Annotated in this window: 26 protein-coding genes; 15 read left to right on the top strand and 11 right to left on the bottom strand. The window is 44.1% G+C overall.

Annotated elements, in window-relative coordinates; translation table 11 throughout:
* The first annotated feature begins 351 nt into the window (after window positions 1-351).
* From nagA to asnB, 4 genes are all read left to right on the top strand, one after another.
* On the top strand, window positions 352-1,488 hold the full coding sequence (gene nagA / locus VEJY3_RS03930) for an N-acetylglucosamine-6-phosphate deacetylase (RefSeq protein ID WP_014231134.1): 1,137 nt from the start codon (window positions 352-354) through the stop codon (window positions 1,486-1,488).
* A 2-nt stretch (window positions 1,489-1,490) separates the two neighbouring features.
* Window positions 1,491-2,705, top strand: coding sequence for an ROK family protein (locus tag VEJY3_RS03925; RefSeq protein ID WP_014231133.1), 1,215 nt, complete (start codon window positions 1,491-1,493; stop codon window positions 2,703-2,705).
* Between the two features lie 163 nt (window positions 2,706-2,868).
* Window positions 2,869-4,458: a cation:proton antiporter family protein gene (locus VEJY3_RS03920; protein ID WP_014231132.1), complete on the top strand. Its 1,590-nt coding sequence runs from the start codon at window positions 2,869-2,871 to the stop codon at window positions 4,456-4,458.
* 229 nt (window positions 4,459-4,687) lie between these two features.
* Window positions 4,688-6,352, top strand: a complete 1,665-nt coding sequence (gene asnB, locus VEJY3_RS03915; RefSeq protein ID WP_014231131.1) for an asparagine synthase B — start codon at window positions 4,688-4,690, stop codon at window positions 6,350-6,352.
* A 66-nt stretch (window positions 6,353-6,418) separates the two neighbouring features.
* Here asnB and rfaH read toward each other — a convergent pair whose 3' ends face one another.
* Window positions 6,419-6,919, bottom strand: a complete 501-nt coding sequence (gene rfaH / locus VEJY3_RS03910) for a transcription/translation regulatory transformer protein RfaH (protein WP_014231130.1) — start codon at window positions 6,917-6,919, stop codon at window positions 6,419-6,421.
* Between the two features lie 327 nt (window positions 6,920-7,246).
* On the opposite strand from rfaH, the gene VEJY3_RS03905 reads away from it, so the two are divergent.
* Complete coding sequence (locus VEJY3_RS03905; protein WP_014231129.1) at window positions 7,247-8,635, top strand: peptide MFS transporter; 1,389 nt, start codon at window positions 7,247-7,249, stop codon at window positions 8,633-8,635.
* A 67-nt stretch (window positions 8,636-8,702) separates the two neighbouring features.
* Here VEJY3_RS03905 and hemH read toward each other — a convergent pair whose 3' ends face one another.
* The 3 genes from hemH to htpG all read right to left on the bottom strand — a co-directional run bounded on the left by hemH (window position 8,703) and on the right by htpG (window position 12,695).
* Window positions 8,703-9,665: a ferrochelatase gene (gene hemH, locus VEJY3_RS03900; protein WP_014231128.1), complete on the bottom strand. Its 963-nt coding sequence runs from the start codon at window positions 9,663-9,665 to the stop codon at window positions 8,703-8,705.
* 163 nt (window positions 9,666-9,828) lie between these two features.
* Entirely contained in the window at window positions 9,829-10,473 is a 645-nt protein-coding gene (gene adk / locus VEJY3_RS03895; RefSeq protein ID WP_014231127.1) for an adenylate kinase, read from the bottom strand.
* 317 nt (window positions 10,474-10,790) lie between these two features.
* The gene (gene htpG, locus VEJY3_RS03890; protein WP_014231126.1) at window positions 10,791-12,695 is read right to left on the bottom strand and encodes a molecular chaperone HtpG; all 1,905 of its coding nucleotides are present in this window, start codon (window positions 12,693-12,695) and stop codon (window positions 10,791-10,793) included.
* 273 nt (window positions 12,696-12,968) lie between these two features.
* Between htpG and VEJY3_RS03885 the strand changes: the two genes are divergently transcribed.
* Genes VEJY3_RS03885 through VEJY3_RS03870 form a run of 4 tightly spaced genes read left to right on the top strand, consistent with a single transcriptional unit; the run spans window position 12,969 to window position 15,497 of the window.
* Entirely contained in the window at window positions 12,969-13,844 is an 876-nt protein-coding gene (locus VEJY3_RS03885) for a transcriptional regulator (RefSeq protein WP_014231125.1), read from the top strand.
* 12 nt (window positions 13,845-13,856) lie between these two features.
* The gene (locus VEJY3_RS03880; RefSeq protein ID WP_014231124.1) at window positions 13,857-14,372 is read left to right on the top strand and encodes a regulatory protein ToxS; all 516 of its coding nucleotides are present in this window, start codon (window positions 13,857-13,859) and stop codon (window positions 14,370-14,372) included.
* A gap of 42 nt (window positions 14,373-14,414) precedes the next feature.
* Window positions 14,415-15,170, top strand: a complete 756-nt coding sequence (locus VEJY3_RS03875) for a sulfite exporter TauE/SafE family protein (protein ID WP_014231123.1) — start codon at window positions 14,415-14,417, stop codon at window positions 15,168-15,170.
* 48 nt (window positions 15,171-15,218) lie between these two features.
* On the top strand, window positions 15,219-15,497 hold the full coding sequence (locus tag VEJY3_RS03870) for a SelT/SelW/SelH family protein (protein ID WP_014231122.1): 279 nt from the start codon (window positions 15,219-15,221) through the stop codon (window positions 15,495-15,497).
* Window positions 15,498-15,558: 61 nt separating this feature from the next.
* On the opposite strand, the gene yfcE is transcribed toward VEJY3_RS03870, so the two are convergent.
* The 6 genes from yfcE to VEJY3_RS03840 form a co-directional block, all read right to left on the bottom strand.
* Window positions 15,559-16,104: a phosphodiesterase gene (gene yfcE / locus VEJY3_RS03865; protein ID WP_014231121.1), complete on the bottom strand. Its 546-nt coding sequence runs from the start codon at window positions 16,102-16,104 to the stop codon at window positions 15,559-15,561.
* A gap of 58 nt (window positions 16,105-16,162) precedes the next feature.
* Window positions 16,163-16,372: a hypothetical protein gene (locus VEJY3_RS03860; protein WP_014231120.1), complete on the bottom strand. Its 210-nt coding sequence runs from the start codon at window positions 16,370-16,372 to the stop codon at window positions 16,163-16,165.
* 147 nt (window positions 16,373-16,519) lie between these two features.
* Window positions 16,520-16,921 carry a CBS domain-containing protein gene (locus VEJY3_RS03855; protein ID WP_014231119.1) on the bottom strand — a complete coding sequence of 134 codons (402 nt, stop codon included), beginning with the start codon at window positions 16,919-16,921 and terminating at the stop codon, window positions 16,520-16,522.
* Complete coding sequence (locus tag VEJY3_RS03850; RefSeq protein ID WP_014231118.1) at window positions 16,918-17,268, bottom strand: P-II family nitrogen regulator; 351 nt, start codon at window positions 17,266-17,268, stop codon at window positions 16,918-16,920. The genes VEJY3_RS03855 and VEJY3_RS03850 overlap by 4 nt, the downstream gene beginning before the upstream one ends.
* Entirely contained in the window at window positions 17,258-18,049 is a 792-nt protein-coding gene (locus VEJY3_RS03845) for a DUF1538 domain-containing protein (RefSeq protein ID WP_014231117.1), read from the bottom strand. The genes VEJY3_RS03850 and VEJY3_RS03845 overlap by 11 nt, the downstream gene beginning before the upstream one ends.
* The gene (locus VEJY3_RS03840; protein WP_014231116.1) at window positions 18,046-18,780 is read right to left on the bottom strand and encodes a DUF1538 domain-containing protein; all 735 of its coding nucleotides are present in this window, start codon (window positions 18,778-18,780) and stop codon (window positions 18,046-18,048) included. Before VEJY3_RS03840 ends, VEJY3_RS03845 begins: the two co-directional genes overlap by 4 nt.
* Before the next feature lie 277 nt (window positions 18,781-19,057).
* Here VEJY3_RS03840 and VEJY3_RS03835 point away from each other — a divergent pair, with 277 nt between their 5' ends.
* From VEJY3_RS03835 to VEJY3_RS25765, 6 genes are all read left to right on the top strand, one after another.
* Window positions 19,058-19,975 (top strand): TIGR01777 family oxidoreductase, encoded by a 918-nt coding sequence (locus tag VEJY3_RS03835; RefSeq protein ID WP_014231115.1) that lies wholly within the window; start codon window positions 19,058-19,060, stop codon window positions 19,973-19,975.
* Window positions 19,976-20,014: 39 nt separating this feature from the next.
* Window positions 20,015-20,842, top strand: coding sequence for an SDR family oxidoreductase (locus tag VEJY3_RS03830; RefSeq protein WP_014231114.1), 828 nt, complete (start codon window positions 20,015-20,017; stop codon window positions 20,840-20,842).
* Window positions 20,843-21,330: 488 nt separating this feature from the next.
* Window positions 21,331-22,185 (top strand): co-chaperone YbbN, encoded by an 855-nt coding sequence (locus VEJY3_RS03825; protein WP_014231113.1) that lies wholly within the window; start codon window positions 21,331-21,333, stop codon window positions 22,183-22,185.
* A 156-nt stretch (window positions 22,186-22,341) separates the two neighbouring features.
* Window positions 22,342-23,259: an SPFH domain-containing protein gene (locus tag VEJY3_RS03820; protein WP_014231112.1), complete on the top strand. Its 918-nt coding sequence runs from the start codon at window positions 22,342-22,344 to the stop codon at window positions 23,257-23,259.
* A gap of 9 nt (window positions 23,260-23,268) precedes the next feature.
* Window positions 23,269-23,730 carry an NfeD family protein gene (locus tag VEJY3_RS03815; protein ID WP_014231111.1) on the top strand — a complete coding sequence of 154 codons (462 nt, stop codon included), beginning with the start codon at window positions 23,269-23,271 and terminating at the stop codon, window positions 23,728-23,730.
* Between the two features lie 582 nt (window positions 23,731-24,312).
* Window positions 24,313-24,486 (top strand): hypothetical protein, encoded by a 174-nt coding sequence (locus VEJY3_RS25765; RefSeq protein ID WP_014231110.1) that lies wholly within the window; start codon window positions 24,313-24,315, stop codon window positions 24,484-24,486.
* 101 nt (window positions 24,487-24,587) lie between these two features.
* Here the strand turns inward: VEJY3_RS25765 and VEJY3_RS03810 are convergent, their stop codons facing one another.
* Window positions 24,588-24,950, bottom strand: a complete 363-nt coding sequence (locus VEJY3_RS03810; protein ID WP_014231109.1) for a DUF2799 domain-containing protein — start codon at window positions 24,948-24,950, stop codon at window positions 24,588-24,590.
* Between the last annotated feature and the right edge of the window lie 17 nt (window positions 24,951-24,967).

Below are 24,967 nucleotides of genomic sequence, written 5' to 3'. Positions count from 1 at the left end.
CCTAAAAGGAGGTTTTTGCTAGCGGGATCATAAAACTTATTTTATCATACAAAAAAATGGCATTTGCAAGATAACATCCTCGCACTTTATGTAAGGAAGAATCAGTGTTATTTTAGTCTACAGCGAGTAACCACGGTAACTTCGCTCTGAAAAAGAATCAGTAAAAAAGTTCATTTATCATTTTTCAGTCCGTTATAGTTAGTTACTCCACCATGGTCGAAATAAACACAACTTGCCTTATGTAACTCGTTATCTAATTTCTTGGTAAATACTAAGTAACCACATGACTCAAATCGTCATCCTTTAGATAGCATTACAGACATGAATTCTCACTATAAGGACTAGCTGACTATGTACGCGCTAACTAACTGTAAAATCTATACCGGTAGTGATGTTCTACAAGAACATGCGGTCATCATCGAAAACGACCTAATTCAATCCGTTGTACCAGTTGCCGAACTACCGAAAGGCATCGAGGTGAAAGATCTAAATGGTGCGAACCTAAGTCCAGGATTCATTGACCTTCAACTAAACGGTTGTGGCGGCGTTATGTTGAATGACGACATCACACCAAAAACAATGCAAATCATGCATGAGGCAAACCTCAAGTCTGGTTGTACTAGTTACTTGCCGACACTGATTACCTCTTCAGACGAAGACATGCGTGCCGCGATCACGGCAGCTCGCGAATACCACGATAAATACCAAAATCAATCACTAGGTCTACACTTGGAAGGACCGTATCTTAACGTCGCGAAAAAAGGCATCCACAATGTCGACTTTATTCGCACCTCAGATGAAGACATGATTGATCTGATTTGTGCTAATAGTGACATCATCGCGAAGGTGACGCTTGCACCAGAGCAGAATGACCCTGAGCATATTCGACGCTTAAAAGCAGCTGGTGTGGTTGTTTCTATCGGACATACTAACGCTACGTATAAAGAAGCTCGTCAAGGCTTTGAAGCTGGTATTTCCTTTGCGACTCACCTGTTTAACGCGATGACACCGATGGTTGGACGCGAACCTGGAGTGGTTGGTGCAATTTACGACACGCCAGAAGTTTATGCTGGAATTATCGCCGATGGTTTCCACGTAGACTACGCAAACATCAGAATTGCTCATAAAATCAAAGGTGAGAAGCTTGTTTTGGTGACGGATGCCACAGCTCCAGCAGGTGCTAACATTGATCACTTTATTTTTGTCGGTAAGAAAGTATATTACCGAGATGGTAAGTGTGTTGATGAAAATGGCACACTAGGCGGCTCAGCCCTGACTATGATTGAAGCAGTTCAGAATACGGTTGAGCACGCAGGTATCGCTTTAGACGAAGCTCTACGTATGGCCACATTGTATCCAGCAACCGCTATTGGGGTTGAAGATAAACTTGGCCGAATTCGAACAGGCATGGTAGCAAACCTGACTGTTTTCGATCGTGACTTCAATGTAAAAGCGACGGTTGTTAACGGACAATACGAGCACAATTAAGCATGAATGGCGGACAAATTGGTAATGTAGATTTAGTAAAACAGCTTAACAGCGCTGCGGTATACAGGCTGATAGATCAGCAAGGTCCTATCTCCCGTATTCAAGTCGCGGACGTTAGCCAGCTGGCTCCAGCGAGTGTTACCAAAATAACCCGCCAACTTTTAGAGCGTGGCCTAATTAAAGAGGTCGCGCAGCAAGCTTCTACCGGTGGTCGCCGAGCTATCTCACTGACCACTGAAGTAAAACCTTTTCATTCAGTCGCCGTTCGTCTGGGACGTGACTACATTCAGTTCTGCTTGTACGACTTGGGCGGTACCGCACTTGCCGAAGATCAGCATGAACTGCACTACACCAATCAGGAAGACTTGATTGCTGGTTTAATCGATTTACTGAAAAGTTTCATGAGTCGCAACCAGGATAAAATCGAGCAATTGATTGCCATTGGTATTACCCTGCCAGGCTTAGTTAACCCATCTACCGGTGTGGTTGAGTACATGCCAAATACGGATGTTGATAACCTGGCCCTTGGTGAAATTGTTAGCGAGAAGTTTAATACCGCTTGTTTCGTTGGTAACGACGTTCGCGGAATGGCTCTAGCAGAGCACTACTTTGGCGCAAGCCAAGATTGTCAGGATTCAATTCTGGTCAGTGTCCACCGCGGCACGGGGGCAGGTATCATTGTTAATGGCCAGGTGTTTCTTGGCTTTAACCGTAACGTTGGTGAAATTGGTCATATCCAAATCGATCCATTGGGTGAACAGTGTCAATGCGGTAACTTTGGCTGTTTAGAAACAGTTGCTGCAAACCCAGCAATCATACACCGTGTAAAGCAGCTAATCGCGCAAGGTTACGAATCCAGCCTAACTGAGCTGGAAAATATCACCATTCAGGATGTGTGCGAACATGCAGTTAACGGTGATGAACTCGCCAAGCAAAGCTTAGTTCGTGTTGGTAACCAGCTAGGTAAAGCGATTGCTATCACCATCAACCTATTTAACCCACAGAAAATTGTTATCGCTGGTGATATTACCGCAGCGCAAGAAATTGTATTCCCGGCAATTAAACGTAACGTTGAAAATCAATCTCTAAAAACGTTCCATAACGCTCTTCCTATTGTTGCCTCACAAATCGACAAGCAGCCAACTATGGGTGCATTCGCCATGATCAAGCGTGCAATGTTAAACGGGGTTTTGTTACAAAAGTTATTGGAAGACTAAGTATATTCCAACAGTTGAGTTACAATCTCGGGCTGTGCTTGCACAGCCCGTTTTTGCATATCAGGAAACTCAACCCAATTACTGCAAATTAGCCTTGCTCTAAGCGATTTTTCCTGCGCAATTACCTGACAATAATTTACTGGCATAGGTATTACTTATCAGTATGGAAATAATTCTAATAACAACGGCATTTTTGGCTGGCTTCCTTGCGCTAAAGTGCTCACTCCCTCCACTCGTTGGCTTCTTACTCGCAGGATTCGGATTACACGCATTTGGCTACCAAAGTAATAAGCTGATCGTTGACCTAGCCGACCTCGGCGTTACCCTTTTATTGTTTACTATCGGCCTAAAACTCGATGTAAAAACACTGCTATCAAAAGAAATCTGGGGAGGTGCGACCGCACATAACATCCTCTCCACAGCGGTGTTCACCATTACACTTGGTGGTTTAAAACTACTCGGCATTACCTCTATGGCGGGTATGGATCTTGGGCAGATTCTTTTACTGGCGTTTGCTTTGTCATTTTCGAGTACCGTTTTTGCAGTTAAAACACTGCAAGAAAAAGGTGAGATGAGTGCCACTTACGGCACCATCGCGATCGGTATTCTGGTAATGCAAGACATCTTCGCAGTTGTATTTCTGACGGCTTCTACCGGTAAAATTCCTGAATGGTACGCCATAGCACTGTTCGGTCTTCCCCTCCTTCGACCAGTTTTTTACAAATTACTAGACAAAGTAGGCCACGGTGAGATGTTGGTCCTATTCGGTATATTCTTCGCGCTTGTCGTCGGAGCAGGTCTGTTTGAGCTAGTAGGCATGAAGCCAGATCTTGGTGCACTGATTTTAGGCATGTTACTGGCTGGTCACCGAAAAGCCTCTGAGCTCTCAAAATCCCTGTTTAACATGAAAGAGCTCTTCTTAGTTTGCTTCTTCTTGAATATTGGCTTATCGGCATCGCTGAGTTTTACTGGTATCGCACTCGCCATTTTATTCATTCTACTGCTGCCGATTAAAGGCTTGCTGTACTTTTTAACCATTAACTACTTTAACTTTCGGGTCCGCACTTCATTGCTCGCGTCACTATCCCTGTTTAACTACAGCGAATTTGGCCTGATAGTTGGTGGTCTCGCATATAAAATGGGCTGGATGCCAAGTGACATGCTCGCTGCCATTGCTGTTGCTGTGTCACTCTCATTTATTATCGCTGCGCCACTCAACCGTTTGAGCAATAAAATCTATCAACACTCAGGCAAGTGGCTACAAGAGACCGCCGCGGAGAAACTGAATCAACGTGATCAGTTGATCAATCCAGGTCATGCTCAGGTACTAATCCTTGGTATGGGCCGCATTGGCACGGGGGCTTACGATGAGTTATGCGCTCGTTACGGGAAGATATCGCTTGGTGTCGAAATTCGCGAGGATGGCGCCGTTAAGCACCGTGAAGAAGGTCGTAATGTCATTTCCGGTGACGCAACTGACCCAGATTTTTGGGAACGAATTCTCGATACAGGACACGTCCAACTGGTGCTACTGGCAATGCCTCACCATCAGGGTAATCAGACCGCACTGGAACAGCTGCAACGCCGTCACTATAAAGGCCAGATAGCCGCGATTGCAGAGTACCCAGACCAACTAGATGGCCTTCTGGAAAACGGCGTACATGCTGCATTCAATATCTATAATGAGGCTGGTAGTGGTTTCGCAAGACATGTTTGTCAGCAATTGCAGCCTAAATTCACACCAATAAAGTAAGCACTCATGTGAATAAGCAATAAAGCCTTCGTTCAAAAAGAAGGCTTTTTTTGTGTTCTTTTTATACCAAACCTTAATTTCATTCATCAAAATGGACGAATAATTAGAAATTATTCACCAGCAAGGGTCTTTTATAAATTTTTTCATCACAAAGCGTTGCTTTTTTTACTCAAACTGGCAAATTGAAGCCATACCGATTAGAAATTGTTTAGTTTAAAAAGGAAGTTGTATGTGTTCAGTATTTGGCATTTTAGACATTAAAAGTGACGCAGCAGCGTTACGCCCTATCGCATTAGAAATGTCGAAAAAGCTTCGTCACCGAGGCCCAGACTGGTCTGGTATCTACTCTTCAGATAGAGCGATTCTGGCTCATGAACGCTTGGCAATTGTTGGCCTAAATAGCGGAGCTCAGCCACTGTACAGCCCTGATAATAAGCTAATCCTTGCGGTAAACGGCGAAATCTACAACCACAAAGAGATCCGCGCACGCTACGAAGGCAAATATGAATTCCAAACGGATTCAGATTGTGAAGTTATTCTAGCGCTTTACCAAGACATGGGCGCAGATCTTCTTGAAGAACTGAACGGTATCTTCGCTTTCGTTCTGTACGATGAAGAGAAGGACGAGTATCTGGTTGGCCGTGACCATATCGGTATTATTCCTCTTTACCAAGGTCACGATGAGCACGGTAACTACTACGTGGCTTCTGAGATGAAAGCGCTAGTGCCTGTATGTAAAACAGTGAGCGAATTCCCTCCAGGCAGCCACTACAGCTCTAAAGACGCAGAGCCACAACGCTACTACGTTCGTGACTGGAACGAATACGCTGCAGTTCAAGGGAACAGCACAAGTAAAGAAGAGCTAACTGAAGCGCTTGAAGCAGCAGTTAAACGCCAGCTAATGACTGATGTACCATACGGTGTACTTTTGTCAGGTGGTTTAGACTCTTCTATCACTTCTGCGGTCGCTAAACGTTTTGCGGCGATGCGTATTGAAGATGACGAACAATCAGAAGCTTGGTGGCCACAACTGCACTCTTTTGCGGTCGGCCTTGAAGGCGCACCAGATTTGAAAGCTGCGCGTGAAGTTGCAGACCAAATCGGTACTGTACACCATGAAATGACTTACACAATTCAGGAAGGTCTTGATGCGATTCGTGATGTGATTTACCACATCGAAACGTATGACGTAACCACAATCCGTGCTTCAACGCCAATGTTCCTGATGGGACGTAAAATCAAAGCGATGGGTATCAAAATGGTACTTTCAGGCGAAGGCGCAGATGAGATCTTTGGTGGTTACCTATACTTCCACAAAGCACCAAACGCGCAAGAGTTCCACGAAGAAACCGTTCGTAAACTGCTTGCTCTAAACATGTTTGACTGCGCTCGTGCAAACAAATCACTTGCAGCATGGGGTGTTGAAGGCCGTGTACCTTTCCTAGATAAAGAGTTCATTGATGTTGCAATGCGTCTGAACCCAGCCGACAAAATGTGTGGCAACGGTAAAATGGAAAAACACATCCTACGTGAGTGTTTTGAACATTACTTACCAGAATCAATCGCTTGGCGCCAAAAAGAGCAGTTCTCTGACGGTGTAGGTTACAGCTGGATTGATACATTGAAAGAAGTAGCAGAACAGAAAGTAACGGAGCAACAAATGGAAACGGCTAAATTCCGCTTCCCTTACAACACGCCAACCACTAAAGAAGGTTATGTGTACCGTGAAATCTTTGAAGAACTATTCCCACTGCCATCAGCAGCAGAATGTGTTCCAGGCGGCCCATCTGTAGCTTGTTCTTCAGCAAAAGCGATTGAATGGGATGAGTCATTCCAAAACTGTGTAGACCCATCTGGTCGAGCAGTACAGGCCGTTCACAACGACGCTTACTAATTAAAAGACACGAATGAAAAGCAAAAGGGCTGGTTTAACCAGCCCTTTTATTTATATATCAACATGTTATTTTAAGTCTAAATCATTATTGTCAATACTGACTGGAACACGTTTGGTAATCATCTGCACGAGCATAATTGAACGCTTCTCCCCATCTTGCTCCTGGAAAATAGCATCAATGCCAGCAAACTGACCACTTTTGACCCGAATCTGATCACCGCGCTTGGGCATGCCTTCACAGGCCACTTTTTCATGAACGCACTTTTCTATTTTCTTCAGTTCAAAAACCAAATCGCCCTGAATTTCTTTTGGCTGAGCGCCAAAGCGGACAAAATCAATAACCCCGCGGGTGGAACGAACTGACGTAAAGTTCGGCCCTTCCTCGTAATCAAAACGAGCAAACATGTAGGAAGGGAACAGTGGTTCTTCGACTTTCTGTCTTTTACCACGTAATATTTTTTCGACTTCGACAGTCGGATAAAAGCACTCTACCCCTTGATTTTCAAGGTGTTGCTTCGCCCTAACCTGCTCTCCTCGTTTACAATAAAGTAGATACCAACGTTTCATTTTTTACTAGCCATTTATCTTTTTCATGCATCCTAGCATTAAGCCAAAGATGAGTCATGAGCAATTCATTCATCTATATAATTATAAATAAATATCGCTCGCATAAATCAGTTTCTCTTTGATAGTTGTATAAATATGGCACACAACCAAAAATGGAAAATTAGTTTTAACTACATGTCAATCCTTCAATTATTCCATAAATAAAATTAAAAACAGAGACTTATACAGGTGTAAATGCAATTGTATAAAATTTTTTGTTTGTTAATTGTTAAATTTAAAGGTATATATTTTCTCCGGAAAATGTAACAACTATTATTAAAAGATCCTATGACAAACCAACATCAATATTTTGGCCACCCTCGTGGCTTATTTTTACTGTTCGGCACAGAATTGTGGGAGCGTTTCTCTTACTACGCAATGCGTGCCATTCTCGTACTTTATCTCACAGATACCACAATGAATGGCGGTCTGGGCTGGTCGACTAAAGACGCACTAGACCTATACGGCATTTATACTGGCCTTGTTTACATCACACCTCTGATCGGTGGCTACCTGGCAGATAACTACTTAGGCCAACGCCGCTCCATTTTACTCGGTGGTGCATTAATGGCTATTGGTCAATTTACCTTGGCATTGCCAGCCGATGCACTGGGCCTTGGCTCTCTTCACACCTTTTATTTAGGTCTTGCGCTTCTGATCTCAGGTAACGGCTTGTTTAAGCCGAATATCTCAACGATGGTGGGTGACCTATACAACGAAGGTGACAACCGTCGTGATGGCGCATTTACCATCTTCTACATGGGTATCAACCTTGGCGCTCTGCTCGCTGGTGTCGTTTCTGGCTCGGTGACCAACTCATTCGGTTGGAAAGCTGGTTTCGTTGCTGCGGGCATCGGTATGCTTATGAGCCTTGTGATGCAAATAAGCTTCGCTCAATCCTGGCTAGGTGATATCGGCCGCGAACCAGCAGCGAAGCGCGCACTAGCAAATCAGAAATCAACCAAGAAGCAGCCACTTACTAAAGAAGAAGTGGACCGCATTAAAGTCATTCTGGTCATGAGTCTTTTCACTATCGTATTCTGGGCTGGCTTTGAGCAAGCAGGTGGCCTGATGAATATCTACACCCAGCAATACACTGACCGTATGATTGGCAGTTTCGAAGTCCCTGCGGCTTGGTTCCAGTCACTTAACCCGTTCTTTATTATCACGCTTGCACCTGTGCTTGCGGTGCTGTGGGTTAAGCTAGGCAAACGTGAGCCAAACTCACCAGTGAAGTTTGCAATGGCGATGTTCTTCCTAGCTCTGGGTTTCCTATGTATGGTTGGTGCGGTACTTGAGCAAGGCGGTGATACCACAGTGAAAACATCAATGCTGTGGTTAGTGGGTGCTTTCTTCTTCCATACACTGGGTGAACTTTGCCTGTCTCCAATCGGCTTGTCTCTGGTAACCAAGCTTGCGCCTCTGCGTTTGGCTTCATTAATGATGGGTGCATGGTTCGGCTGTAATGCGATTGCAAACTACGTAGCTGGCTACGTGGGATCCCATGTTGGTGAGCTAGGTGCGATGGCAATCTTTAGCGGCATCGCAGCGAGTGCGACGGTCAGTGGCCTGATTCTGCTGTTGTTCTCTAACACGCTCGTGCGCTGGATGCACGGTGCTGAAAGTTCAGCGAGCAACGCGGAACAAGTAGAAGAGCAACAAGTACAAGTTGCTTAATACATCATTCAAACTAAAAAGGGTCGCACTTGCGACCCTTTTTGTTAAGAACATTTCATGAGTATGATTAAAGCTTATTGCGAACCAACTCCGCCATCATCTCAATATGTCGATCATCATCGTTCAGGCAAGGAATGTAATTAAACTGCTCACCGCCTGCTTCTAAGAAAATGTGTTTGTTCTCTCCCGCGATTTCTTCTAGCGTTTCCAAACAATCCGAAGAAAATGCTGGTGTCATGATATCAATCTTTTTAATACCCTTGGCAGGCAAGGTTTCCAGAGTTTTATCAGTGTATGGCTGTAACCACTCTTCACGCCCAAAACGGGACTGATAAGCCATCCCTATCTGCGTTTCATTCAATCCAAGTGCTTCTCCCAGCAAGCGAGTCGTCGTTTCACAATGTTGAGGATAAATGTCACCGTTATCTGCAAAACGTTTCGGTATGCCGTGATAGGAACATAGCAGATATTCCCCTTGTCCATGTTCAGCCCAATACGCTCTTACGGATTGAGCCAAGGCATCAATGAACATTGGATGGTCGTGATAATCACGAATTAAGCTATATGCCGGTATGACGGGTAATTTCTTAAAAGCTTTGGTTATCCCATCAGACACCGCCGCTGTTGTTGTACCTGAATACTGAGGATACAAAGGCAATACGATGACCTCATCGACCCCTTGCGACAGTAAGGCTTCAAAACCCGCGTGTAAACTTGGATTACCATAAGTCATGCCAAGCTCTACGGGGATATCTAACTGCTTAGCCAGTTTCTTCGCTTGGCGCTTTGAGTACACCATCAGAGGGGAACCCTCTTCCATCCAAACGGACTCATAAAGCTTGGCAACTTTTGGCGCACGTATTGGCAAAATAACCCCGTGCAAAATTGGACACCAAAGCCATCGTGTCATGTCGACCACACGGTGATCATGAAGAAACTGGCTCAAGAAGCGCTTTACAGCAGGAGCAGTTGGTTCGTCAGGTGTACCCAAGTTAACCAGAAGCACACCTTGTTTTTTTATTTTTTGCATAGCGTCCCTTTGTTTCCAGCGTGTACCAATGCCAGCTATTTTAACCAGCAAGAATGATAAGATATGACTGGAATTGGTATTATAAAAATGTATAAAAAAAGCGACCTTACGGTCGCTTAACTATAACAAAATTCTTAAAAATTTTGATAATAGGTATTACCTATTATGCTAATGCCTTCTCGATATCAGCACTTACTTCTGAAACTTGCTTAGTACCATCGAATTTTAGGTACGTAGTTTTACCAGCTTCTGCTTCTTTACCGTAGTAGTTGATAAGTGGCGCAGTTTGCTCATGGTAAACACCTAGACGTGCACGTACTGTTTCTTCTTTGTCGTCATCACGAACAACAAGATCTTCACCAGTTACGTCATCTTTACCTTCCACTTTAGGCGGGTTGTAAACAACGTGGTAAGTACGACCTGAAGGAAGGTGAGCACGACGACCAGCCATACGCTCAACGATCACGTCATCAGCAACGTCGAATTCAATAACGTAATCAACGTCAACACCCATTTCTTTTAGGCCATCAGCCTGAGGGATAGTGCGAGGGAAACCGTCTAGTAGGAAGCCTTTTGCGCAATCGTCTTGAGCGATACGTTCTTTGATAAGGCCAAGGATGATTTCATCAGAAACTAGCTGACCAGCGTCGATAACAGCTTTCGCTTGTTTACCAAGCTCTGTACCTGCTTTGATCGCCGCACGAAGCATATCACCAGTAGAGATTTGTGGAATACCGTATTTATCCATGATGAAGTTTGCTTGTGTGCCTTTACCTGCACCTGGAGCACCTAGAAGAATGATGCGCATGATTTATCCTCTTTAATATTTAAGATTTATACCGAAGCTCACAATAGCCTGCCTACTCAAGTTTCAAACCTAAGAAGCAATCGCAACGATAAGTTTCGGTATAACGTTAGGCGGCAAAAATACACGCCTTGTGACTGACATTCAAGTCACAGATTCTACCACAGGTTATGTGAGCAAAGAGTGAATTAAGACTAAAGAATGTTAACAACCGCATCTTTATGCCGCTATTGACTATTAACTCAACATCTATAATGCAAATTTATGCGATAACAAACAAAAAGCTCGCAATACGCGAGCTTTTTAATGTGTATTGACTATTAAACCTTAGTCAAAAGCTGGTTGATCGCACCTAAGAATTGCGCAGGGTCTTCCATTGAACCGCGTTCAGCAAGCATCGCCTGCCCTAAAAGTACCTCAACCCAGCGGCCAAACGCTTCCTCGTCAGCTTCATCAGCCATGCGTTTAACCAGTTCATGCTCCGGGTTGATTTCGAAGATGTACTTCACTTCTGGCACTGCCTGACCTGCTGCCGCAAGAAGCTTCGCCATTTGAGTCCCCATCTCGTAATCATCCGTCACCACAACCGCCGGTGTTGAAGCCAATTTGAACGTTGTGCGAACTTCTTTTACGCGATCGCCTAAGTAAGACTTAGTGCGTTCCACAACTGACTTAAACTCTTCCTCAGTCTCTTTCTGCTTTTCTTTCTCGGCTTCATCTTCGAAGTTGCTCAGATCCAGACCCGCTTTAGTGATTGACTGGAACTGCTTACCGTCGAACTCAGTCAGGTAGTTCATTAACCACTCATCAATGCGGTCGTACATCAGGATAACTTCGATGCCTTTTGCTTTGAACTGCTCTAAGTGCGGGCTGTTTTTCGCTGCGGCGTAGCTGTCTGCTGTCAGGTAGTAGATCTTGTCCTGACCTTCTTTCATGCGCTCAACGTAGTCAGCCAGTGCGACAGTTTGCTCAGCAGAGTCAACTTCAGTAGACACGAAACGTAACAGACCAGCGATCTTCTCTTTGTTTGCGAAGTCTTCAGCCGGACCCTCTTTCAGTACAAGGCCAAACTCTTTCCAGAATGACTGGTATTTTTCTGAGTCATTCTTTGCCATGCGCTCTAGCATCGTCAATACGCGCTTGGTACAAGCATTGCGCAATGACTGAGTCACTTTGTTATCTTGCAGAATCTCACGCGATACGTTCAGTGGAAGATCGTTTGAATCTATCAGACCACGCACAAAACGCAGGTAAGACGGCATAAACTGCTCTGCGTCATCCATGATGAATACACGTTGAACATAGAGTTTCAGACCAGATTTATGGTCACGGTTCATCATGTCCCATGGTGCTTTAGACGGGATGTAAAGAAGACTCGTGTAGTCGTTTTTACCTTCAACGCGGTTATGACTCCAGGTCAGTGGGTCCGCAAAGTCATGCGAAACGTGCTTGTAAAACTCTTGATACTCTTCTTCTGAGATATCAGATTTATTGCGAGTCCATAGCGCTTGAGCCTTGTTAATTTGCTCCCACTTTTTCTCGCCAGTTTCATTGCCTTCGTCATCACGTACCGCTGTTTGGATAGAAACCGGGATACCGATATGGTCAGAATACTTACTGATCACTTCGCGCAGACGCCATTCACTCAGGAATTCTTTACCTTCTTCACGCATGTGCAGAATGATGTCGGTACCGCGAGCGTCTTTTACGATGTTTTCAATCGTGTATTCACCTTCACCCGCAGAGTGCCATTGCACGGCCTCTTCTGCTGAAACACCTGCAGCACGAGTGCGTACCGTAACTGCATCTGCCACGATAAACGCAGAATAGAAGCCGACACCAAACTGACCAATCAATTGTGAGTCTTTGCTTTGATCTTCCGACAGTTTTGAGAAGAAATCTGCCGTGCCAGATTTCGCAATAGTACCCAGATGCTCGATCACATCATCACGGCTCATGCCGATACCATTGTCAGAAATCGTTAAGGTATTTGCGCTCTCATCAAATGACAGTTTTACGCCAAGGTCAGCGTTACCCTGATACAAATCTGGGTTAGATAGCGCCTGAAATCGCAATTTGTCTGATGCATCTGATGCGTTAGAAATCAGCTCACGCAAAAAGATCTCTTTGTTGGAATAAAGAGAATGGATCATTAAATGCAGTAGTTGTTTTACTTCTGATTGAAAACCACGAGTTTCTTTATTTTGAGATACAGTTTCGCTCATGTTTGCTCCATAACATCTAATCTAACAAACCATCTCAGGGAGAAAAGTAAACACCTCAACTCCAAGAAATAGCGTTTCTAATATGTCATGTAACATGTGGCTGACAAATGTAAATTCAAGGTCAATCCAACTAAAAACAGTGTTTTTTTACAAAAATTTAATTATCCTACCCGGCTAAAAGCATCTAAAACGTCGTGCATATCCTACGCGCATAGCATGAATTTGTGATATAAATCACCATAATTTCAACATCATCCATCTAAGAAGAACTAAATGACTAGCATTGGCACCAAATTTCTACTTGCTCAAAGGTTTACTTTTGACCCAAATAGTAATTCGCTTGCTGACCAACAAAACGACAACGACGTTGTACGTTTAGGAAGCAACGAAAGTCGCATTCTCCTGATGTTGGCAGAAAGACCCAACGAAGTGTTAACCCGTAACGAACTCCACGAGTTTGTCTGGCGTGAGCAAGGCTTTGAGGTGGATGACTCAAGCCTTACTCAAGCGATCTCTACCCTGCGTAAGATGTTGAAGGACTCAACAAAATCTCCAGAGTATGTAAAAACCGTACCAAAGCGTGGCTACCAGTTAATCTGTTCTGTAGAACGATTGAATCCGCTTTCCTCTGTTGTTAACTCAGACTCTGAAGAGCTAGCTTCAGACGTTGAGCCAGACAAAGCAAAAAGCACGGATATTTCTGACGAGCCACCAGCAGAGCCGATCTCCGAAACAAAAGTAGAGCACGAGTTTCGTAGTGAACAAGCTCAGGTTCAGCCGCAAAAGAAACCAAATATGTGGTTGCCACGGCTGATTTTATTGGTAGCTATATTGTTTCCAGTTGGCGTACTGCTATTCACGAATCCCGCGGAGTCCCAATTCCGTCAGGTAGATATTTATCAAAATGTACCTGTGCTAACGCCTGTGAATCACCCGCAAATTAATGACTGGTTGCCGTCTATCAAGCAATGTGTGGAACGCTACGTTGACCATCACACAAAAGATTCATTGCCTGTGCAGGTCATCGCAACCGGTGGCCAGAACAACCAACTGGTGCTGAACTATATCCATGACATCGACCACTCTTATGAGAATGTCACTTTGCGTATAGTTTCTGGTCAAAGTGACCCAGCCGATATCTGTAAATAAGGGGAGGCCATTATGAAGATAAAATTTGCATCTGCGGTTTTGGCCGTATCCATGCTTTTCAGTGGCTGGTTATACTGGGGCAGCGACCTCAAAATTGAACAGGTTCTGACCGCAAACGAGTGGCAATCTGCCATGGTGACACTCATTACTGATAAGTTGCCGAATGACACGGTAGGTCCGCTGCGTAAGGTCAATGTCGAGTCCAACGTGAAATATTTGCCTAATGGCGAATACATCCGTGTAGCGAACATTAAGCTTTTTGCCCAAGGCTCTACGGCGGAATCAACCATCAATATCTCAGAGAAAGGTCGCTGGGAAGTGAGCGATAATTACCTGCTCGTTTCACCGTCTGAATTCAAAGACATTTCATCTTCTCAGTCGAGAGACTTCTCTGAAGAACAGCTTCGCTTGATCACTCAAATATTCAGGCTGGATGCCGAGCAAAGCCGCCGTATTGATGTGGTTAACGAGAAAACTCTGTTATTAACTAGCCTGAATCACGGTTCTACGGTACTGTTTAGAAACTGATTTTCTGATTAAAGGGGGCGAAATGTCCCCTTTGTTGTGCACATGGACTGGCTAGATACCCTCACGCTCTTTTTGGGCTCTCTTATCGCAAACACGTTAGCGTCACTTTCTGGTGGCGGCGCAGGTTTGTTGCAATTCCCCCTACTGATTTTTTTAGGTTTGCCTTTTTCTGTTGCTCTTGGCACTCATAAAGTCGCGTCCGTTGCCTTAGGTTTAGGCGCAGCCAGTACACATTTAAAAGCTGGCACAATAAAACTTCCCGTAGCGCTGTATTTAATATTGGTCGGCAGTATTGGGGTCATTATTGGTGCCAATATCATCGTTCATATTCCTGATGGTATTGCTGAGAAGATGTTGGGCTCCATGATCCTTGCCCTGGGCATTTACTCACGGCTTAAAAAGCAGTTAGGACAATCTGAGGTGATGATGCATCGCGATCAAGCCGGTTGGATCGTTGGTGGTTTTGGCATCATGCTGATTGGAATCATTAATGGTTCACTCACCGCTGGTTCTGGACTGCTGGTTACTCTATTTTTGGTTCGCTGGTTTGGGTTTGATTATAAACAGGCAGTCGCTTACACCATGATTTGCGTCGGGTTGTTTTGGAATGGCATTGGAGGCGTCGCTGTCGTTCAAGCCGGTGCCCCTATTCACTGGGCATGGTTACCCGTATTGCTGTTAAGTTCCTTTTTAGGCGGAAGCTTGGGTGCTTGGGCTGCCACCCGATATAGTAACCGAGTGATAAAAATTGCGTTTGAAATTCTCACCTTTGCCGTTGGGTTTAAGCTACTGGTTTAATGCCAGGCTTAAGAATTAACGGGCTATTCTAGTTAAAAGGAAAATAAAATGGAAAAAGCTGTGATTAACATCTACTACTGTCGTCAGTGCAATTGGATGTTACGCTCAACCTGGCTTTCGCAAGAGCTGCTACATACGTTCAGCGAAGAAATCGAATCTATTACCTTACATCCTGATACCGGTGGTCGATTCGAAATCTTCTGTAATGGACAGCAAATCTGGGAGCGTAAAAAAGATGGTGGTTTTCCGGAAGCAAAGGTATTGAAACAGAAAGTCAGAGACATTATTGCACCGGACAGAGATCTAGGACATTCGGATACAAAATAAGGGAGTGCTGTACTCCCCTAATCATGTAAACAAAACCATTCTCTCAGTCGGATCTCAAACACTATATCTCTGTCTGAGCCAACACTTCGCCCTCTGGCGTCTGTACTGTCAGTGTCTTCCCATTCATCAAGCCGTAGCTTCGAGGTAAGTCATTGCGCGGAAACGTCATAGAACCAGGGTTGAAGATAGTAACGCCATCTTGTAACTCTGCGACAGGTATGTGAGTGTGACCATGGGCGATCACATCCCCTTCTTTCAGCTCTGGGCGATGGCTACTGTTGTATATATGACCATGGGTTAAAAACAGACGCTGACCGGATTCAAGCAACACCCAAGCATAATCCATCATCATCGGAAAGGTTAATAGCATCTGATCCACTTCACTATCGCAGTTACCTCGAACCGCAATAATCTGCTTACTGTACCGATTTAAAAGCTCAGCCACTTGTGCTGGGTTATAACCTTCTGGAATCGGATTTCTTGGTCCGTGGTAGAGAATGTCTCCCAACAGAACCAAATGATCCGCTCCAGATTCAACAAACAAATCGATGGTTTCTCTCGTCGCAGGTAAAGAGCCATGCAAATCTGAGGCAAAAAATAGTTTCAAAGCATTATCTCCTCATAAAAACAGAGGCTATTCTACGCCATTCTTACTACAGCTCAACTTACTGGTTACGAACAAAATCGATCAACATTGGCAGTAAATAAACCCACGCAGCATAACCAGCGCCTACAAGTACCAACAACCAAAAAACCATTGAGATAAACTTCGACTTTGCTAAGTGATTCAGCGGATCCGGCTCCCCACACCCAGGACAGGTATGAGCTCGTTTAGAAATCTGTTTCTCACAGACCGGACAAGCAACTAAAGGCATGATAAAAATCCTCGACTATAAGCGTAAGGCACAAAGGATAAGTGCCAACGGACACATATGCAACATCACAAGTAATCAATGCAATATAGATGGATAACTGTCGCCGATCTGAGAGAAGTAAAGCTGAGCCTCGATTTACCTTTCGACTTAATCTCTTACCATGCCATTGATTACGATATTGTTGTAACTGACCATACCAATCACCTCGCCGTCTTCAATAACCGGAGCGCGACTAATGCCAAACCGTTCAAACAATCTGGCGCAATATTTCACGTTCATGTCCGGCCCAACACACAGAGCTGGCTTGGTCATAATCTCATAAATATTGGTTCGTTGAGGTGCACGGTTATTCGCCAGCACTTTTTTGGCAATATCATTCATTAATACTATGCCGAATTCATCATTGTCATCGCGCTTTTTAACCACCAGCGCTTTCACTTGATATTTTTTGGCTAGTGTAATCCCTTCGTACACCGTCATCAGCCCATCTACCATAACGTAAGTTGCAGCCATGACGTCTCGAACCCGTACTATCGCCTGATTACTCATAACTCGTCCTCTACAACCTTAGCCAATGTCTCTACCTGATGGGCGACGCCGACCGCATCTTCAATATCAATTTGAATCGCAATGCCCTGTCCGGATTCCTTGTCAAATTCACCGACATCGCTGATGGTTTCTAAAATGTGTCGAGAGAGATGCTCCTCGACCACAAACAGCAGAACATCTTTTTGTACTTCCAAGGTCAATCCAAAAAAAGTTCGCTTCTGGTTTAACCCTTGCCCTCGAGCATTATTAATTACCGTAGCACCCGTTGCTCCAGCATCCCGAGCAGCATCAAGCACCTTATCTGTTCTGGCATCCTCAACAAACGCAAGTATCAATTTAAAGCGCATTTTCTTCGTCCTCCGAGGTGTCTTTATTAAGCCATTGAGTAATTTGCGCATATCCCATGACGGATATCATCGGAAACAAACTGGCAAAGGCAATCAAACCAAAGCCATCTATCATAGGGTTTCTCCCGGGCACAGTAGACGCCAGGCCTAATCCCAGAGCGGTCACGAGCGGTACAGTAACAGTCGATGTCGTCACACCGCCAGAGTCATAAGCCAAAGGGACGATCATCTGAGGGGCATAAAAGGTCTGGGCGACGACTACGATGTAACCAGCCATGATGTAATAGTGAATAGGGTCCCCGACAACAATCCGGTAACTGCCCAATGCAATACCAATCGCCACACCTAATGCAACCGCGACACGCAGACCATTCACGCTAATACTGCCACCGGAAACTTGATTCGCCTTGATTGCTACCGCAATTAATGACGGCTCTGCAATTGTTGTACTGAAACCAATAAAAAATGCGAAGGTGTACACCCAATAATAGTCGATCCACTCCAGTTGCTGCCCTACTGATACTTTGAACTCTCTGACAAAATCCGGGGTAGTAAGTTGTACCGCCATGGTTTCGCCAAGCGGAAACAATGCCATTTCCAACCCGAGCAAGAACAGGGATAAACCCAAAATGACATAGGCAAAACCAAACAGCACTTTTCTCAGGTTATTCACCGGACGGCGAAGTACCGCGAGTTGAAAACCAAAAATGATGGCAGCAATTGGGATAACATCGCGAATAGTGGATAGAAGCGTGTCAAAAAAGTGCTCGAACGAAATCATGCCACGACCATCCCATAAACCATGACAAACATCATTGGCAGCAACGAGGCAAAAGCAATCAATCCAAATCCATCGACCATGGGGTTGCGTCCTTTAATTGCTGAAGCGAGACCGACCCCGAGCGCGGTCACCAATGGAACGGTGATGGTCGATGTCGTTACTCCTCCCGAGTCGTATGCCACGCCAATAATCGACTCAGGTGCAAACCAAGTTAACACTACGACGCCCACATACCCGCCTATGATCATGTAATGGATAGGCCAGCCTTTTAGAATACGAAGTACACCAACCACAATAGCGATGCCGACAGACAACGCCACAGTTACCCGAAGCCCAGTACCATACTCCTGGATCGCCAACTCCGAGTTGTTAATCATTCCTCCCTCGGCCGCCACCCGAGCCGCTTTATCTGCAACGGCAGTCAGTGCAGGCTCGGCAATTGTGGTGCCAAACCCTAAACAAAACGCAAAAACTAAAAGCCAAAAAACGCTGCCTTTTTTCGCAAACGCCTGGGCCATGCTCTCGCCTATCGGAAAAAGGCCAAGCTCTAATCCAAAAATAAAAAACGTCAATCCTAGTACGACGAGCAGTAAACCAAAAAGAATAGAGACTAGGTTAGGCAAAGGTTCCTGTAATACCACCAGTTGAAAAAAAGTGATGACAAGAACGATGGGCATCAGATCGCGCGCACTGTTAAGGAGAGCTCGAAAAAGAGCAATAAATGCTTCCATATCTTCTCCTTATTGAATGCTTTTGAATAATCTAGTGATAATTAACTGAAATGATTTAACCGACTCATATCAGTCTGACATAAAATTCTTGATGCAAATGTGAAGGAACCAATGTCACCAATAACAACTAGTTACAATTTTTCAATATGTGAAGTTGGTGCGGAGCAAAAGCTTTCAAATCGAATGGTGATTTACGGCGAATACACGGGAGAATATGATCATGCAGCAAACAAAGTGACTATAATGTTTTCATGTTTTTGTCATTCAATGAGACGCCATGAAGATATTATTAACAGGCGGAACAGGATTTATTGGCTCTGAGTTGCTCAAGCTACTCACCACTCATCACGTGGTGCTATTAACGCGTTCACCACAAAAATCGAAACAGCATCTTCAGCATGCTGATGTCGGTAATATTGAATATATAGACTCTCTTGACCAACTTGCCGATCTTAATCACATTGACGCAATCATCAATCTCGCGGGCGAACCAATCGCAGATAAGCGTTGGACTCAAAAGCAGAAAGACAAAATTTGTAAAAGTCGCTGGAAAATAACCGAACAAATTGTCGAACTTATCCATGCGAGCACAAAACCACCATCCGTGTTCATTAGTGGATCGGCTGTGGGCTATTATGGCGACCAACAAGAGCACCCTTTTGATGAATGCCTTCATGTTAACAGTGAAGCGTTTACGCACCTTGTTTGCGAAAAATGGGAGCAGATTGCTAAACGTGCAGAATCTGAGGATACAAGAGTGTGTTTATTGCGGACTGGCGTGGTTCTCGGCCCTAACGGTGGCGCTTTGGCAAAAATGTTACTCCCTTATAAGCTAGGATTAGGCGGACCACTTGGAAACGGCAACCAATACCTGCCCTGGATTCATATCCTGGACATGGTGCGTGCCATCATGTATTTACTGAATACCCCTCATGCCCATGGCGCGTTTAACATGTGTGCTCCGCATCCAGTAAGCAATCGCATTTTCAGTGCGACATTAGCAAAAACCCTGAAACGACCGCACATACTGTTCACACCTCAGTGGCTCATGGAGTTGGTGATGGGGGAATCAGCTTGTTTGTTGTTTGACAGCATCAGAGCAAAACCGAAAAAACTGACAGAATTGGATTTCCAGTTCAGCTATTCGAGAATTGAACCCGCACTTAAGCACTTGCTTCATGAGCGAAGCTGTTGAATGATAAACGTTAATATACGTTTATTCTGAGCTTAATTTATGAACAGGTCGATTCTTATCACTGGTTGCTCAACCGGTATTGGTTATGTGTGCGCTCATGCCCTGAAAGCACAAGGCTTTAATGTTATTGCCTCGTGCAGAAACCCTGACGATGTCCAGCGACTGCAGGCCGAGGGCTTAACCTGCATACAACTCGACCTCAATGACCCCATCAGCATCACGCAAGGCGCTGAGCAGGCGATAAGTTTAGCTCAGGGGAAACTGTACGCTTTGTTTAACAACGGCGCATACGGCCAGCCAGGAGCATTAGAAGACCTTCCAACCGAAGCGCTCAAAGCTCAATTCCAAACCAACTTTTTCGGCTGGCATCAACTGGTACAAGAGGTTCTTCCACACATGCGCTCCCATGGCGAAGGCCGCATCATTCAAAACAGCTCAGTACTTGGCTTTGCCGCTATGAAATATCGCGGGGCTTATAATGCGTCAAAGTTTGCTCTGGAAGGTTGGACAGATACCTTAAGACTTGAACTGGCCGACACCAATATCAAAGTTGCGCTTATAGAGCCGGGCCCAATCGAAACTCAATTTAGACAAAATGCGCTTGCCGCCTTTGAAAAGTGGATCAACACAGAATCCAGTCCACATCGCGTCGCCTATGAAGCTCAGAAACAGCGCCTGGATAATGACAAATCAAACAATAAGTTTGTGCTACCAGCAGAAGCATGTATTGACCCGGTACTACATGCACTCACTAGCGATTCACCCAAAATCCGTTACCGTATTACCACACCAACCAAGCTGTTCGCAGTGTTGAAGCGGGTGTTACCAACTCGACTGCTCGATAAAATTTTGCGACAAGCAGCATAAAATTCTTTTGTCGTAGTGTAATTTCATCGTAACAATGTGATGTCATTATGAACATGTAGGTTAAAAAAACCTCACCTGTTCGAATCAATATCTAGGCAAACCTCACGCCACAATGAATGCGTTTTGTGTACAGGTTTGATTAGATTTGGTATCGCCACCCGATCTGTTTTGTAGCAATACTTTGTTCCAATGCGAGACAATAATGACATTAAATCAGCTTAACTGGCTTAGTGTGGGTGTAGTGGTGACCTTGTTCATCCTATTCTGATACCACACCCTGCATAATAAAAACGATAATCACAGTGCAGGAATCGCCACTTTAATACGCTATTAGGACAGCGCTGCTTGGGCAGCGTTTTTCCTTTCTACGTAATCTAAATCTCACCAATTCATACATCTCGATGTTATTTAGCGATACTGCTTGATTTTCCACTAAATCAACTCCATATCTACAAGCAACGACAAGAAACAAAAGCAAGGATACTCTGATGCAATCCCCATTTATCGTTGAGATCACAGAACAGAACTTTCGCGAAACGCTTGAAGGATCAATGAACACGCCCGTTCTGATCCACTTTTGGGCTAATGCTCAGCCAGAAAGCGCACAAATACTCCCTGAGTTACAAACGCTTGCTCAACAGTACAATGGTGCTTTTACCCTTGCTCTACTTAACTGTGAAGACCAGCCAGCCTTAGCGTCTCAATTTGGCGTTCAGGTACTTCCGACGATTGCATTGTTTATTAATGGTCAAGCTGTCGATGGATTAGGTGGCCCTCAACCGATAGACGCCATCGCAGCCATGCTTCAAAAGCACCTACCAAGCCCAGATGAGCAACTACTTAAACAAGTTACTGAACTATTGCAACAAAGTCAGCACGCAGAGGCTCTGAGTATCATTCACACGCTTCCTGCTGAGCTGCAATCTCGTGGCGATGTCAAACTTGCTACGGCAGATTGCTTATTGGAAACGAAACAGTTTGATGTTGCTCAAGAGCTATTAGGATCTATTCCACTTGAGTATCAGGATAATTACTACAAGGGCTTAATCGCCAAGCTAGAATTGCATCTTCAAGCGGCAGACAGCCCAGAACTTCAGCGCTTAGAACAAGAGTACGCAGCAAATACAGACAATCTGGAACTGGCCTGTGAGTTAGCGGTTCAGTACAACCAAGTTGGTCGTGATGAAGAAGCATTAGAACTCCTTTGGAACATTCTTAAGGTGAACTTAGGTGCTCAGGATGGCGAAGTGAAGAAAACCTTTATGGATATTCTTAGCGCGTTAGGTCAAGGAAATGCTTTAGCGGGTAAGTACCGTCGTCAACTGTACTCGATTTTATACTAAGTTCGTCAAAATATAGATTTGAGATAAAGGCCGGACTATTTCGGCCTTTATTTTGCCTCACATCAAACTACTTTACCTGTTCTCACTTCTTAAATTGTCTAATCGTGATAAATGAGTAAAAATGAATCAGACTTTATGCATTTAAGGGAATATTCCATGCCAATTGATTCGTTGATTACTATCGGTATTTTTGTTGTCCTTGCCATTATTATTCTTTCATCCGCGATAAAAACCGTTCCTCAGGGGAGCAACTGGACCGTTGAGCGATTTGGGCGTTATACCCACACTCTCAAACCCGGGTTAAATTTAATCATCCCTTTCATCGATCGTGTTGGTCATAAAATAAGTATGATGGAGCGCGTATTAGATATCCCGGCACAAGAGGTCATTAGTAAAGATAACGCCAATGTCACTATTGATGCCGTCTGTTTCGTACAAGTCGTAGATGCAGCGAAAGCTGCCTATGAAGTTAATGACCTAGAGCATGCGATTAGAAACCTCACTCTCACTAATATTCGTACTGTATTAGGCTCAATGGAACTCGATGAGATGCTCAGCCAGCGCGATATGATCAACTCAAAGCTCCTGCTCATTGTTGACCAGGCTACCAACCCTTGGGGTGTAAAAGTGACGCGTATTGAAATAAAGGATGTACAGCCACCAGCTGATCTAACCGCCGCGATGAACGCCCAAATGAAAGCCGAGCGGAACAAACGCGCAGAAATCCTTGAAGCGGAGGGTGTGCGTCAAGCCGAGATCCTAAAAGCAGAAGGCCACAAGCAATCACAAATACTGAAAGCTGAAGGCGAAAAGCAGTCTGCTATTCTTCATGCAGAAGCTCGTGAACGCGCTGCTCAGGCAGAAGCCAAAGCGACCTACATGGTTTCTGAAGCAATAGCAAAAGGTGACATGCAAGCTGTGAATTACTTTATCGCTCAGGGCTACACAGACGCAATTAAGAGCATTGGACAGGCTGAAAACGGTAAGATCATCATGCTACCTCTGGAAGCAACGGGGCTAATGGGATCCGTTGCAGGTATTGCTGAAATGTTTAAACAACAAAACAAAGAATAAGACCTGCCTATGGATTTTATAAGCTTACTTGATGGGATCACCTTTTGGCATTGGCTCGCACTGGGGTTTGGTCTACTTGCTTTAGAATTACTCGGAACCGCGGGTTATTTTCTCTGGCTTGGTCTGTCTGCCCTGTTGGTTGGTATTTTATTGTCTCTGATGCCGATTAGCTGGCAGCTACAATGGTTGTCTTTTGCCACGTTCAGTCTTGTCACCACTTGGTTGTGGTGGCGACGTCAATGGAAAAACGACGAACAAGATGATCTCTCCAGAGATCTAAATCAGAAGTACAAGCAACTGATTGGACAAACTCTCACAATAGACGAAGACTTCTCGGTTGGAGTGAATAGAATCCATGTTGCAGATACCACCTGGTCTGCCCAAAGTGACCAAGCCCTTCCTGCAGGGACCAGAGTAAAAATCGTTGCTGTAAAGGGTATTATTTTAGTCATCGAACCGGTTGATGATTAATTTATGTCAAAATAATGGAGCTTACATGGCTCCATTATTATTTCCCCTCACTACTTCTTTTATTTCATCACCTTAATTTAATTCCCAATAAAAATTAAGTTAAAGGTTACTATTATTATCCTATCTATAAATTAAAAATTAATATTAGTCTATGTTATAAAATCAAATAGATATTAAAGAGTCTCGTAACTATATTTACTCTATTTTAAAATTAAAAAATTAACTAATCATGAATAATTTTTTGATCTTTATTGGTCTACATACATACTTAATGAATAAGCATTGTCATTTAGTGCTTATATTTTAGGTAAGTAAAAGATGTACTATGAAATATGATATTGTTTTAGCTTAACGATGTGTACCACTCGTCACCATAAGCATATACCAATAGCCGTGATAGAAACATCATCACACAAGCACTAGTTCAACCCCTTAATGCAATGGCATGCTTATAGTGGAATACGAATACTTAACATCCTAACGAAGCTATATTCAAGCTTAGTCTTCTTTTAAGAATTAATCTGGTTATAAATTAATAGTATAGAGACGACTCTATACTCATTAATAAGTATGAGGTTTACCATGAAACGAATTATTACTTTAATTTTTGCTTGCTTGGTATTTTCTTCTCCTATTTCGTTAGCTCAAAATGCCGGTCATGTATTTGGTGCAGGTGTAGACTGCACTTTTAGTGACGGCACGGTTAAGCAACTTCCTCGAGAATTGTGCAAGATGTATGGTGGAGTATTTAAATAAAGATGAATGTTAATTATACGAAGTTTATCTGAGAGCAACTAAGGCACTCAGATAAACTTCATCATCCTCGCCAAAAATGCCGCTTCATTGTTAGGAGTAAACTAGAGCTTGTAAAAGTCAGAGCCGATAAAAGCTTCCCAACCTCTCTGCCACTCAGCTTTAATCATGATTTCTTGAGGTTGACCGCTACACTGTCCATCATAGCGGATGCCTTGTCTACCCCTCTCAAAAGCTTTAAACGGGTCACAATACTCCGCTTTACCCGCTTTATAGCCATTTTTATATGACTGCTCATCAAAAGCCACCGACTCTTTGAGCGTCTCTAAAATTCCGTTGTCATACGAGTATCCGTTAGCTCCGAATCGCTCGCCTTGACCATACCAGTATTCTTCGGCTGTTTTAGGATTGCTGCTGCATGCTTGTAGAGTAAGAACTAAGACTGAAACTAAAAGAACTTTCTTCATAAAACCACCTAATTACA

It is taken from the genome of Vibrio sp. EJY3 (assembly GCF_000241385.1).
In the GTDB taxonomy this organism is placed as follows: Bacteria; Pseudomonadota; Gammaproteobacteria; order Enterobacterales; family Vibrionaceae; genus Vibrio; species Vibrio natriegens.
Note: the sequence above shows the minus strand (reverse complement) of the source record. Positions and strands in the feature narration are given on the sequence as shown.